This window comes from Leptospira fainei serovar Hurstbridge str. BUT 6 (assembly GCF_000306235.2).
In the GTDB taxonomy this organism is placed as follows: Bacteria; Spirochaetota; Leptospiria; order Leptospirales; family Leptospiraceae; genus Leptospira_B; species Leptospira_B fainei.
The window spans coordinates 100184-113822 of record NZ_AKWZ02000003.1 but is presented as its reverse complement, the minus strand read 5'-3'; the positions used below and the strand labels follow the sequence as shown (position 1 = coordinate 113822).

At 40.8% G+C, this 13639-nt stretch carries 9 protein-coding genes; 1 reads left to right on the top strand and 8 read right to left on the bottom strand.

Annotated features, from left to right (window positions below):
* Positions 1–13: 13 nt before the first annotated feature.
* The 5 genes from LEP1GSC058_RS04655 to LEP1GSC058_RS04635 all read right to left on the bottom strand — a co-directional run bounded on the left by LEP1GSC058_RS04655 (position 14) and on the right by LEP1GSC058_RS04635 (position 7153).
* Positions 14–1609 carry a methyl-accepting chemotaxis protein gene (locus LEP1GSC058_RS04655; RefSeq protein WP_016548402.1) on the bottom strand — a complete coding sequence of 532 codons (1596 nt, stop codon included), beginning with the start codon at positions 1607–1609 and terminating at the stop codon, positions 14–16.
* Between the two features lie 10 nt (positions 1610–1619).
* Complete coding sequence (locus LEP1GSC058_RS04650; RefSeq protein WP_016548427.1) at positions 1620–2063, bottom strand: chemotaxis protein CheW; 444 nt, start codon at positions 2061–2063, stop codon at positions 1620–1622.
* Entirely contained in the window at positions 2056–4566 is a 2511-nt protein-coding gene (locus LEP1GSC058_RS04645; protein ID WP_039948027.1) for a chemotaxis protein CheW, read from the bottom strand. Before LEP1GSC058_RS04645 ends, LEP1GSC058_RS04650 begins: the two co-directional genes overlap by 8 nt.
* A gap of 296 nt (positions 4567–4862) precedes the next feature.
* The gene (locus LEP1GSC058_RS04640) at positions 4863–6092 is read right to left on the bottom strand and encodes a sensor histidine kinase (protein WP_232224614.1); all 1230 of its coding nucleotides are present in this window, start codon (positions 6090–6092) and stop codon (positions 4863–4865) included.
* A gap of 815 nt (positions 6093–6907) precedes the next feature.
* Entirely contained in the window at positions 6908–7153 is a 246-nt protein-coding gene (locus LEP1GSC058_RS04635) for a hypothetical protein (RefSeq protein ID WP_016548530.1), read from the bottom strand.
* 348 nt (positions 7154–7501) lie between these two features.
* Between LEP1GSC058_RS04635 and LEP1GSC058_RS04630 the strand changes: the two genes are divergently transcribed.
* Complete coding sequence (locus tag LEP1GSC058_RS04630; RefSeq protein ID WP_016548300.1) at positions 7502–10669, top strand: SpoIIE family protein phosphatase; 3168 nt, start codon at positions 7502–7504, stop codon at positions 10667–10669.
* Positions 10670–10712: 43 nt separating this feature from the next.
* On the opposite strand, the gene LEP1GSC058_RS04625 is transcribed toward LEP1GSC058_RS04630, so the two are convergent.
* The 3 genes from LEP1GSC058_RS04625 to LEP1GSC058_RS04615 all read right to left on the bottom strand — a co-directional run bounded on the left by LEP1GSC058_RS04625 (position 10713) and on the right by LEP1GSC058_RS04615 (position 13629).
* The gene (locus LEP1GSC058_RS04625; RefSeq protein WP_016548411.1) at positions 10713–11561 is read right to left on the bottom strand and encodes a sterol desaturase family protein; all 849 of its coding nucleotides are present in this window, start codon (positions 11559–11561) and stop codon (positions 10713–10715) included.
* 109 nt (positions 11562–11670) lie between these two features.
* Positions 11671–12774 carry a helix-turn-helix domain-containing protein gene (locus LEP1GSC058_RS04620; RefSeq protein ID WP_016548719.1) on the bottom strand — a complete coding sequence of 368 codons (1104 nt, stop codon included), beginning with the start codon at positions 12772–12774 and terminating at the stop codon, positions 11671–11673.
* A 447-nt stretch (positions 12775–13221) separates the two neighbouring features.
* Entirely contained in the window at positions 13222–13629 is a 408-nt protein-coding gene (locus LEP1GSC058_RS04615) for a response regulator (protein WP_016548707.1), read from the bottom strand.
* Between the last annotated feature and the right edge of the window lie 10 nt (positions 13630–13639).

Sequence of the window (13639 nt, the reverse complement as noted above, 5' to 3'; positions counted from 1 at the left end):
CTTTAATCCTGCATTAAATCTTAAACTGGTTTACCAACGAGGTAAGGCCTGCCGCTAATTCCTGCAACGATTGAGAAAGTTTAGATACGCGACCTGAGTCTTTAGCGCCATCTACGGAAGCCGTCGATATGCCGTTGATATTCTTAGTTACGTCGTTAGAAGTTAAAGCCGTCTGGCTGACATTTGCCGCAATTTCTTTTGTAGTGATCGATTGTTCTTCTACTGCCGAGGCGATGCTACCGCTGATCTGATTTACTTCGGCTATCACGTTCGTGATGCGTCCAATAAACTCGATCACTCTTTCAGTGCTTCTTTGGATGGCTGAAATTTTACTCTTGATCTCCTCGGAAGATTCTGCTGATTGCCGCGCTAGCTCTTTCACTTCGGACGCGACCACTGCAAAACCTTTTCCCGCGTCTCCGGCTCCCGCAGCTTCGATAGCCGCATTCAATGCGAGAAGTTTGGTTTGCGATGCGATATTCGAAATACTTTCGATGACATTACCGATCTCTCTTGCATTTTCACCCAGTTCTTTTACGACTTCACCAGTTTCAAGGGCCGTTGAATTGGCTTCTCTAGCGATCTTAGCCGAGTCCGCAGCTTTCTTCGCTACCTCGCCGACTGATACCGACATTTCCTCGATCGAACTTGAAACCATGCTCAAATTTTGATTCATCTGCGTTGCAGCAGCCGCGATCGTTTGCGATTGCTGAGACATTTGCTCCGTTCCGGAAGAAAGATTTAAGCTGGCGCCTGATAGATCGCTGGAAGATTGGAGTAGGATATCTCCATTTTCCTTTAATCTAGCGATCAATCCCGCAGTATTGATCAACATACTTAAAATGGCTTTATCCAATTCCCCGATCTCATCATTTCGGTTATGCACGACGTTAACGGACAGGTCTCCAGTTGCGATCCTATTTGCGACTTGGGTCGACTCTTTTAAGGGTTTCAGAATATACCCTATATTATAGAATCCCCATACTATCTGAGTTACTCCAAACAGAGCTGCTCCTGCATACGCGACCAAATGGTTTAAACCGAAATAAATCGCCCCAGAAAGAAAGGAAAGTCCAAGTACGTTCGCAAAGATATAAGCGGATAACTTAAAGCGAATGGAAAGCCATCTCGAGTTAGTGGAATCCAATTTCGTTTTTCCGGATAATATATCCTTATAAAGTTTAGCGGCCGACTCGACTTGCAATCGACTCGGTTTTCTGCGAACGGAAATATATCCGACAGTATTGCCGTTTTCGATTCTAGGAGCCACATTCGCGTCGACCCAATAGTGATCGCCGCTCTTACTTCTGTTTTTTACGATGCCTCTCCAAGGTTTACCGGCCTGTATCGTGTCCCAAAAATCTTTGAAGATACTTCGAGGAATGTCCGGGTGGCGGACTACATTATGCGGCTTGCCAACCAATTCATCTTCGGTAAGGCCCGCGATTTCCAAGAATTCCCTATTTGCGTAGATGACCTTTCCTTTTAAATCGGTCATTGAAACTAATGTAGTTCCATCGCGCATCGCGACTTCTTGATCGGTCACTGAAACGGACATTTGTTTCCGTTCATTCTCTACTTGGTTCTTTTGCGAAACAAAATTAAACATGCTTTTCCCCTTACGCGTCCTCTAAATGTAATAATTCTTCATGATTTAAGACGATTAATGTTTCGCCTTTAAATACCGCCACATTCCGAATATATCGGCCTTCCTTCTCATCCAGATGCGAGGGGCAAGGTTCGAAATTCTTCTCCGAAACTTCGATGATGTCCGAAACTTCGTCCGCTAATATGGCAAAAGCCTGCTTCTTCCCTTTCAATCTTATTATGGAATACTTATCCTTATCCGGATTGGATTGTTTTCCGAAAAGATTCTGCAGATTCAAGATCGTTACTACGTCGCCCCTTAAATTCACAATGCCTTCTATGTAAGTAGGAGCGCAAGGGATCTTTAATATTTTCTTATTGTGATCTACTTCCTTGCATTCTTCCAAAGGGATTCCATATATTTCTTTTCCAAGAAAGAAAGATAGAAATTGTTTATGATTGTCAGCTTCATCCATTTAATCCGCCTCCTTTAGATATATCAACTAACGTTATATTCTTACTTACCTTACTAAGAACAGTCTTACCATCTATTATGATTACGATTTGGTCGGAGAGGACACCGCTGCCCAAAACGCCCGTGGATGAATCTTCGCTCTTTGTAAACGACGGAATTTCCTCGACTACGTTTACGATTTCTTCCACTAATAATCCTTTTTTACCGTCTTCAAAATGCATAAGAATAACGGTACTTTGAGAATGAACTTGCTCGCTCGCAAGGTTAAAATAATTCTCCAATCGGCAAAGCTCCAAAACTTCGCCTCTATACTGGATCACTTCACGTTTCATGATATACTCGATTTGCTTAATATCGATCATCTCAATCCTCTGAACCTCGTTCGAGTTTATACCGAATAATTGACCTCTCACTGTAAACAGCAGATATTGATCCTGCACTATCACTTCCTTAATGGAAAGTGATTTTGTTTCTTCCAAAATATTCGCCTGAAGGCTCAGATACTTGGCAATTCCCGATATATCAAGAATAAGACTAACACTTCCATCTCCCAAAATCGCGGCGCCGGTATATAAATTAAGGCGGGCTAAGTCTTTAGTTAAGGGTTTTACGACGATTTCTTCCGAATTTTCTATCTCTTCCACTAACAATCCGAAATGATGTTTTTCAGTGTGAACAACGACTAAATATCTGCTTTCCGTAATATAATCGTCGGGAAGTTGCAGGATTTTGCTTGTGCTTAGTATAGGAAGTAAATGGCCTCTTAACTGGTAGACTTCCTTATTTTCTATCGAAGAAACTAATTTTCGATCCAACAATATCAATTCGCTAATATTAGCCTGTGGAATAGCCAGATGCATTCCTGATGTCGCGACCATTTGGCAATTTATTATTGATAATGTCTGAGGAAGTGTTGCGCTAATGATGGTTCCCTTTCCTGAAACTGAAGATATAGAAACCGATCCGCCGGCCTTCTGAAAATTCATTTTGACAACGTCCATCCCGACGCCGCGACCGGATGTTGAGGATACGGACTGGGAAGTGCTAAATCCAGGAATAAACACCAGCTCCGAAAGCTCTTCCGTCGACTTTCTTTCCGCCTCCTCCGGGCCAAGTATTCCGCGTTCGATCGCCTTTTCTCTAATTCTTTCGAAATTTAGACCTCGCCCATCGTCACTCACCTTTAGAATGACATTACCGCCTCGTAAACTAGCGGAAAAAAATATATTCCCCTTCGCAGGTTTTCCGGCATTCGTACGTTCTTTCGCTGTCTCGATACCGTGATCGATTGCGTTTCGAATCATATGTGTGATCGGATCCGAAATAGTATCGATGATATTCTTATCCAACTCGACTTCACCGCCTTCTAAGTGGAGCTCGACTTCCTTACCGGTAATTTTCTCTAAGTCTCTAACTAATCGCGGGATTTTTTTATAAAACGATTCTAATTTTTGCAGACGAGTTCGCATAATGCTTTCTTGCGACAATGTAATCAGCTGGCTTAGATTTCGCACGATTGACAATAACGAATGATCTTGATAGGATTCGACTTTTTGTAATAACTGGTTTCTAACAATGATCGTCTCGCCCGCTAAATTTATCATATGATCGAGTGCCTGCAGCGGAATTCTTAAATATGATTCCGCCTGAACGTTTGATGTATCGACTTTCGCCATTACAGTGGACTCGTCCTTTGAATTCGACGCGGCATGAAACCGATTCTCTGCCTTTCCGTTACCTCGGTTCTCCACGACTGCAATGAATGCATTCTCCGGTATATTCGTGTTCCTTGATATATCCTCTTTAGTTAAGTTGGACAAAACGATTATATATCGTTTATGTGAACCGTTCTGTGATGCTCCGTTTTGCGACGAGTCCAATTGACCACTAAGTAAGACTTCACCCACGACCGAAACCGATGCTAAGACCGGATCTATTCCGGCGTGTTCGTCGGTTTCTTTGGACTGGTATTTTAAAAAGTACAGAGATTTATTCTCGGATTTGGCCTTGTCCGCAAATTTTTTAGGAATAGATATTTTAGCTTTTTCTTTCGGAACAATTTTCTCTTCATTTTTGGGTTCCGATTTCGCAGGATAGAGGCCGAAGCTTGCTTTTTCGCCGGATTCAATTTTCGTTAAAAATGAATTAATTCGAACCAGAAGATCTTCTACATTCCATTCCTTATTTTTTTCAACTTGGGACAGCATTTGTCGAATCTCGTCCAAGCAATTGAGAATTAGAGCGATTTCCTCGTCCGATGGTCGTGTCTCGGTTTTCCGTCGATGATTTAGTAAGCTCTCCAAAGAGTGTGAAATTTTCGATACTGCCGGAAGATCGAATATCGCTGAATTTCCTTTAATAGTATGGATCACACGAAATAGTGTATTTACCTGTTCCGGTTTGTAATCCTTTTCAATGTCGAGCACGGCCTGTTCCGCTAAATCGAGCAGATCCGCGGATTCCGCTTGGAAATCCTTCAGCAAACTCACATAATCAACTTCCATCTATCCCTCTTCTACGGCGAGCCCACAGCCGTTTTCAACGATCCAGCAAAAAGCTTAATATATTAATAATAAACTGATATTATTTATATATTATTACATAAATATTGTATAAAAAATCAACTTTCCACGACATCCTCGATTTCCATATTCGAATTTAAACGCGACCCTCGATTTCTATTTCAGACCGAATTCGATCTATAAGGTATCTCTCCGGCAAAATACAAATCGCGAGAACTTTATGCCGGGTATTACTCATTTGGAAAAATAAATCCACAGATACTCTACTATTTAATAAATTAACAAATCGAGAATTGTATCTCGGCCGCCACTCGGCGAGAACAAGATTCACCCGTATAATCGTTAAGCTCGTATATCGATACTTTGCAATCCGATTGTCTGGCAAGATTTTGGGTCAAATTCAGCCCGATACCGAAACCGAAATCAAGGGCATGGAATCGTTCGTCGTAAATATGATTCAAACGGAAAAAAGGCTCGAAGACTTTGAAATAGTATTCTTCGGGTATACCTGAAATTCCGCTCTCGCCGATCGAAATATCGTTCATTACGATAAGCGAAATATAACTCCGATTGGAATATAATAGAATATGAATTTTAGAATTTTCCGGGGAAAATTTCATGGCGTTTACCATCAACTCCCTAAATGCAAACTTTACGAAATCCGGATGCGAATAGACAAACTGATCGATAGCTTTGTTTTCGAAGAATATCTGGTGATTTTTAATTTTGGCAAACTCTTCGAATTCGGTTACGCTGGACCGGATCAAGGATAAAACTGTCTCAAAATGGGTGCGTTCTTTATATATAGCGAGATCGAACAAAGATCTGAATTTTTCGAGTTTATCTGTCCAATCGCGAAGTATGTCCTTATTCTCGAATATGGAATCCAGCAAATCCGTAGGTACGGAATATCGTCCATTCTCCCGGACGAGAAATGATTCAACTAGATCCAATCTGGTAATTAAGGAACCGATGCCTAATCCTTGAGAAATGCTATGGGTTAGATTATCTAGAATATTTTTGCCTATCGTGAGACTTTCAGAACTTCTTCTATTCTCTTTCCATTGAAGCCAAGCAACTTCGGATAACAAATTCTCCTCGTTGATTGCCTTCTTATGAAATTCAGTAAGCCTAGTTTCCTTCTCGCAAAGCACGGAGGAAACACATTCGACTATTCGAGAGATATCTTCCCCCTTCTCCAATACGCTATGAATCCACGGTAATGAGGATACATTCGGATCGACCGCTTCCGAGTGGGTATTTATAATAAAAACGCTCCCCGGAGACAATTTTCTTAGGGATCTTAAGAATTTAATGCAATCGATATCCGAAAAGGAAGGATCAACGATGATCGCCGGCGGCTCGGTCAACATGCAATTTTTCAGAGCGTCTGCGACGGAGGAAGCGCAGATAATACCGTATCCCCCTTTCTCAAAATGCGCGGTTAGATCTTCAGCATAGGCAACATCAGAGTCTATATACAGGATATTCTTTATTGGATCGGACAAAATATTCCTCCCGGTAAAATCCTCAATTAAATCCGTACTCATAAACTTCGACATTAAGCTGTCCCGATATTCTCTCGAACAATCTAAGCTCGGAGGAAAATATTTCTTTCCTTTCAGTAGAAAGACGGTTTTTAACGAATCGATCAACAGAGAGCAATAAAAATATTTACTTATTACAAATTATTAATGATACTGATTAGAATGTTACATGAAATAAACCGAACGTATTTCGAGATTATGTTCTAACTGTAGCGACGACTCAATTATGTGAATAATAAACTGTCTTTTTCCGTCGTAGCATATCTAATTCAAACATATCTGCGTCATTTTAGAAACAATTGGAACAATTTTAGGAAAGAAATAATTGCGCCGATCCCGTTAAGTGATAAAGAATAAGATTCATTTCGCTTATCTAAATAATAAAACTTATTACTCAAAATCACATAACTCACAATTAGCAAAAATGAATTCGTTCCAATCGTATTCTTTCCCGCTGTCTTGACGTAAAAATATTCTTTTATACATAAGTGATAAGTGTAGTATACTGAAGCTAACCCGACTGACTCCTTATAGTTCAGTCGGAAGAGATTTCTTAGAGTTTTTTTAGCGAATATATTACTGGAGGGTGGATTCTATTCAGACGACCATTCATTCAATGAAAGCGTCCGCGTCATTCATTAGGTGACTTTTTACGCATAAATGACATTGGAAATAAAAAACCCCTAAAAGAGAGGGGTTCTAAAGTTCTTATCCGATTTAATTCTATAAATCGGCAGGTGGTATTCTTTTCTCGTTCAGAAAGGTAAATATACCTCTTAATTTTCATTCAAAAGAAGAAGAGCCGCCTCTCTGGAACAATCGTACGCTTCGATTTCTAGAACAAAATCGTCGCCGGAGTTAAGATTTGTAAGAATTTCAAAACCGTTGCCTCTCAAGTCGCCGGACACCACTTGATTCAATCGCATATACTCAACGTTCGCAATCCCATACGTATATCCGGAATCTGTCATAATAATCACTTTGCTATCTTTTCCGTTAATTCCGGCAATGGTCCCCTTCATTATACCTACTCCCTGCTTGAACATAAAAAGGTTCTTAGCATAAAATAGACGGTAGAATCTAACGAATTAAAATGAAACTTTTATTCGTTTAACATTATTTTTCTTAACTTATTTTGCATCGCAAAATGTAAGATCAAACCTATATACGATAACTTGATGACATTATCGCCCGAAATAACCGGAGGATACAAAACCGATCCAATTCGAAAGGCTCGGTTTAAAATTCCAGTTCATAAAGGCAAGCTTCCCGCAGAATATATCGATGGGTTGTTCGAAAAAGAAAGGAGCAATAACTATTTTCCTTGACGTTCACTTGTTTTTTGCGATCGTTCGGAGTCCCGCACTCATATGGATCCGATTTATTTCAATTTCTACTCTTTCGGTTCCCTATTAGCGGCATTATTCTCGGCTTACGCTGCTGTTTTCTTCCTCGGAATAAAAGATAGAAGTAAAGCGGCGCTTAATATAGGCATTGCTACTTTAATCACTATTTTCTATCATTCCGCTTACGCTGTCGGTTTCTCATCGTATGATGAATGGACAATCTTCCATCGATGGTTCATGATTCCGATTCCTCTAATCAGCTTAATTCATTTATTTCTATTTTTCTTTTATTTTCCGGAGCCCAAAAAGGAGAAAGTCGGCCTAATCCTTTTTGCGATACTATACCTGGGAATCTTAATAGTAGCAGGATTCTATGTTACGATATCCTTAAAGGCTACGAGAACATTCGTATTCGGAAGTCATCATTGGGATTTTCAAACACCTATGTTTTATAAAATATTTTCGCTTATCGTTTTGATTTATATCGTTTGCTTAATCGCCGCAGGGGTTTGGAGAGCGATCGTCGAGAAAGGGAAACATCGACGGGCGGTCATTTATATCCTATTATCGTATTGTTTTCTGAGCATCTTCTCGGGAGTTATGAACGCTTTAAGCAGAGATGGAACGGTTTCGAGGGCGGCATACCAGCAATGCGCGGACATAACCCTTGTCGCCGGCTATTTCATCATGATCGTCCTATATATCAATATTACGAAAGAACGAACTACCATACTGAGTCGGATTGTGGGCGTAGCAATGGCGACCTTTCTGCTCGTATTTCAATTAGTCGGCTATGCGATTCTCAACGGCTACGAGTCGTCCTTCGATACGATTCAAACGAAAACCACTCGCTTAGTCGTTTTAAACGGAGAAAGACCCGATGATCTTCGCTATCTAGTCTCATTCGATCCGGAATCCTCGAAACTGGAAACGGAATTCGGAAATAAGGATAAAAGAACGGGAATAAACGATAAAGACGAGCTGCGATTGTTCTACTATAAAAATAAGTTGATTCGCTTGGGAAGCCTAAAAGCCGATCAACGCCGGGAACGTTCGTCCGCAATTATCGAACAGGACCCGAAGCATCTCTTTGCGTATAGAGCCGGGTTAATGGAATTTCTGGAGTCAAAAGGATCGGAAATCGTTTCGGACGAGGTAGTTCATACTTTCTTCATTCAGTTGGAAAGTAAGATGAAAGTTATTCGAAGCAAATTTTACAATTCGCCTAAAAAGAACGATAAATCCTTAGCTTCCAAACTTTTCGTTTCGAAAGAGCCCGGCATATCGGCGACACTGGATTCTTTTTCGAAAATATTCTTGTCCGAGGTGGAAAAAGGAAAAACCGACGAGGAAATGAACGGTATATTCTTGTCTACGATGATTCCGATTCGAGAGGAAGGCGAACGGATTTATAGAGGAATTAGAACATTTCGTCCGGGCGATGAAAAACCGGCATATTACGTTTCATACATATATACTCACCCCAAGACGGGGATAATTTACGAAGCAGGATTCGATTACAAATCATTGAGACAATATCTTCATCAGCCTGCTTTAATATTGGTCGTTTCTCTCCTATCAATCGTCTTCGTAACGGCAGCCGGGTTCAGACTATTCTTCAAAGGTGCTTTATTAACTCCGTTAGATAATATCGTGATTGGATTAAGAGAAGTCAATTCCGGAAACCTAGATTACCGATTGGTCCCTCACGTTGAAGACGAGATCGGCTTTATTGCGCGTTCTTTCAATAGAATGACCCTCTCGATTAAGGCTGCTAGAGCTAGGCTGGAGCAATATGCGGAGGAACTGGAAGGAAAAGTAAAGGAAAGAACAAGAGAGTTGGAACACACGCTCGACGAAATCAAGGAACTAAAGCAGCAGCAAGACGGCGATTATTTCCTAACCTCCTTGTTAATCCGCCCACTCGGCGAAAACAAAGCCACTCAAGAAAAAGTGAAAGTGGATTTTTTTCTGGAGCAGAAAAAGAAATTCTCATTCAGAAACTATGAAGAAGAGATCGGTGGAGATATGAATATCGCGAATCATATCGAACTCAAAAACAGATCTTTCACGGTTTTTCTGAACGCGGACGCTATGGGAAAATCCATGCAAGGCGCCGGTGGAGCATTAGTTCTTGGCGCCGTATTCGAATCCATTATCGAACGAACACGCTTGATCGGATCGATACGCTTACAATCCCCGGAATACTGGCTAAAGAGCGCCTTTACGGAACTTCATAAAGTTTTCGAAAGTTTTGACGGATCGATGTTGGTTTCATTAGTGATGGGACTCGTAGACGATCAAAGCGGAATCTTATATTATATAAATGCGGAGCACCCCTGGACAGTCTTATATCGCGACGGAATTGCGTCCTTTATCGAAAACGAACTTCTATTTCGCAAATTGGGAACGACCGGTTTGGAAGGAAGAGTTTTCATAAAAACCTTTCAATTGGAACCTGGAGATGTAATCATAGCCGGCTCCGACGGACGAGACGATATACTTTTATCCACCGACGAAACGGGAGCAAGAATCCTAAATGACGACGAACAACTTTTTCTGCGATTAGTGGAGGAAGGCGGCGGAGATCTCAAACGCATCTATGAACGAATCTTAAGTCGCGGACCGCTCACGGACGATCTTTCGATGATCAGACTTTCATTCTCCGAAACAAACGAGCAAGTTAGCGCGGAGGAAACTAAGGAAAAGGAAAAGATAAAAAAACTTCTAATCAAAGTCAGGAATATGACTAAGAGCGACGAGATGGGGGAAGCGATCTCGTTCTTGGAAGAAGCCGACACCTTGAATAATAGAGTTCCGGAAGTAAAAAAGAATTTCATTCAACTATATTTGAAAGTTAAAAACTACCGGGAAGCCGCGCGATATGCCGAAGATTACTTGGATTTAAAACCCATAGACAGCGAAATATTATACATAGCATCGTTTGCCGCAAGGAAAGCCGGCCTACTAAGAAAAGCGTTGAATTTCGGAGAACGTTTAAGATTAAGGGAACCGAACCATTTAAAGAATCTAATAAACCTCGCACAAATATATATCGCTTTTAAGAAATTCGACCAGGCGGCCTCGACCGTCCGATTTGCTCTTGAACTTTCACCGGAAAATCCTACGATATTAAAGATCAAAGATCTATTGGATCGATTAGTCGAAAAACAAGAAAAAGAAAACCTTTAAATGTGCTTCGAGCGCGATCTGAGAGACATTCCAGGATGATGATTCAGCCGATTGCTTGATCGATGAGTTCCTCTTTTACGACTTCGGGAGAATTCTTTTCATCATCGCGAGCATTAACCACTTGTTCAAAATAGGTTTCATAATAAGGAAAATTCGTTCCCATAATTCTATCCCAAACGTTAAAATATAAACTATAATTTCCGTGAAACTTCTGATGATGAAGGTTATGATGCGTTGAAGTATTAATCCATTTTAAAATCGGGTGACTTGTCCATCCTCCGGGAAAGAACTCATAACCCAGATGCCACCAAATATTCATGACCATTGCATATATGGTGTGCGCGAGAAAGAATCCGAAATGTATAGGCACAAAACATACGAATGGAACTACATAAAACGCTTCAAGAAACGCTTCTAACCAATGGAAATTATAAGCCGCTAAAGGAGAGGGGTTGACGGATTGATGATGAACGGAATGAACTATCGGGTAAACCTTCCGATGGTGCATCAAACGATGAAACCAATAGAACCATGTCTCGTGCCAAACAGTGATCAGAATGAAACTAAAGATGGCGTAAATCCAACCTCCGTGCTCGGAAAGATTGAAGTAAATTTTCCGATTTAAATAACCCAATCCAGATAAAACGTAAACCGAGAATGCGATCCCGCTGAACATGAATAGCGTTACTGCCGACTGCTTAATTTCGGATATGATCTTTTCACTCTTTGGGAACTGTTTCTGAATTCTAAACCTTTGAAATGTTCCTCTCTTCCAAACCCAAAAAATGAAAAAAGCCAATCCGGCAATCGGATAGTAGCGAAGAAAATTCATCGTAAGTTGGAAAATTCCGAACGATTTCGCACATTCCCAACTAAATTCGCATGTCGGCATCTCTTTACCTCTCGGAATGAATAAGCTAAAGATACTCGACCTTGCTGGTCTGTTCGACCGCTCCGATCGGAATGGCGACAAAAAGATGTCCGGTCCGATCGAATCGGACCTATTTTTCGAATCTTTTTAGGATCCGTTTTCTATATTCCGAAGGCGTTAAGCCGGTTTCCTTTCGAAAGACATCATTAAACGTAGATTTAGAACGAAACCCGGAAGAATAAGCGATGGCCAGGAGCGTATCCGTCGGACTCGATCGAATTTTCTCCTGAGCTTCTCGGACCCTATATTCGTTTAATATTTGAAAGAAACTCTTCTTTTCCTCGCTGTTCAAATACTCGGAAAGCTGATGCGTGCTCAACCCTAACCGACCCGCTAGAGTCGATAGGGTTAATTCCTCTTCTCTGTAGATTCTTTCGTTTTCAAAAAGATCCTTCAATCTGGATTTAATTTCAGTAAGGTCGAACTTTCCCAACTGAGATGCCTTAGCTCGCTTCTCCTCCTCAACGACTTTACGGACCTCTAGAAAAAATTCGGGGTAACGCTGTCTATAAACGTAAATAAATAAAAGAAAGAGGCCAAGCCAAGCCCCTATCGTACCTAAGGGGTCCTTCCCGCCAAAAAGGACCGAGTAAGATCCTATAAACGTACTCAAGATCGCGAAGCTACTGAGAAATAAGATCGTAGCCAAATTAATATCTTTCCGAACGACCGAAAAACGAACCGTTCTGAATAGTCGTATAAGAACCGAGACCAAAAAATAGAGAAAGACGGACATAGTAAATAATATAGGGATCTTTATATGCCAATCAGTCCCTGAGACGGCGATTTTCTCTAAAAGACGAATTTTACTTTCGCGATCCTGAAAGTAAAAAGGTGTAAGCCAGATCGCTATTCCCAGCGCCGGCAAAACCTTAAGCATAAATTTGCCCGGTCTTTCGGCGGGATTACCCCAAGCCAGTAGCAAATATCTTTCCAACAACGCACCCAACAGGGCCGAGCACGGGAGGTGAGTGAGAAATAAATAAGGGAAAAATAAAATATTTCGCGAAGACACGAGATAAGCATGAAACAGAAAATAGGAAAGGGATAAAAAAATCCCGAATAAGACGATCCTGCGACTGCCTCTTGAAAACGAGAATATTTCTCCGATAGCAAAAAGTAAGGAAAGTAAAGCCGAAAAAAGTAAAAAGAATGATAAAAACGAATTAGCCAATGTCTTGAGAATTGATTCTATACAAAATTTTAAATATTACGGTTTTATGTTTCTCTTAGCCGAAACTTCAAAAACCTTTCCCGGAACTTTTCAAAACACCGCTTCAATTTTCCTGAGGGTTTCTTGATATTACGACTCTCTATCTCTCTTCTGCAATCAAATTATACCGAAAAACTTCGAATCCTGCATTCGAATTACGATTAGAAACGGAATATTCCTACATCTAAGCCAGTATAAAAACCGTTCATAATTCGTTCCATTTTCGATACTTGCCCGAATTTAGGCCGCAATCCGGCGCAGTCTTTCATTTCGAAAGAGATCGGATATGCAAAATTCTCGTTGATCAATCCGGAAAAGCATAGCTCAGAATAAAAAACAAATCGAAAGATAATAGGACGGTTAGACCGGAAGGTATTCCTATTCGCTATTTGGTTTTACAAAAACGAATTAATTTTCGTTACAGCAAATTCTTACTGCTTCCATCAATTTAGCTGCATCCCAAGGTTTGGAAAATACCGCGTACGTACCCGCCTCGCGCTTCACTCGTTCGGCAGCCGACTCATCTACATGCCCGGTAATTAATATGGAGCGAATATTCGGATACTTTGCGTGAATCAAAATTAAGAACTCATCCCCCTTAAGTCCGGGCATAAGCCAGTCCGAAAGAATAAGAATCACATTTACCCCTGCCTCCACAAGTTCGTCTACGACTTCCAAACCTTCGTTTCCGTTCATTGCGATTTCGTACTGGAATTTGTCTCCGAATTGCTTTTTCAATTCTTGTTTTAAAGTGATAAGAATTATAGGCTCGTCATCGACGCATAATATTGCATTTCGTTCAAAGACATTTTTCACGATAGAGCCT

Excerpts from the sequence above, each read along its gene's own strand:
- LEP1GSC058_RS04625 (WP_016548411.1), bottom strand. The coding sequence starts at position 11,561 with ATGCCGACATGCGAATTTAGTTGGGAATGTGCGAAATCGTTCGGAATT.
- LEP1GSC058_RS04645 (WP_039948027.1), bottom strand. The coding sequence starts at position 4,566 with ATGGAAGTTGATTATGTGAGTTTGCTGAAGGATTTCCAAGCGGAATCC.
- LEP1GSC058_RS04650 (WP_016548427.1), bottom strand. The coding sequence starts at position 2,063 with ATGGATGAAGCTGACAATCATAAACAATTTCTATCTTTCTTTCTTGGA.
- LEP1GSC058_RS04635 (WP_016548530.1), bottom strand. The coding sequence starts at position 7,153 with ATGAAGGGGACCATTGCCGGAATTAACGGAAAAGATAGCAAAGTGATT.
- LEP1GSC058_RS04655 (WP_016548402.1), bottom strand. The coding sequence starts at position 1,609 with ATGTTTAATTTTGTTTCGCAAAAGAACCAAGTAGAGAATGAACGGAAA.
- LEP1GSC058_RS04630 (WP_016548300.1), top strand. The coding sequence starts at position 7,502 with ATGGATCCGATTTATTTCAATTTCTACTCTTTCGGTTCCCTATTAGCG.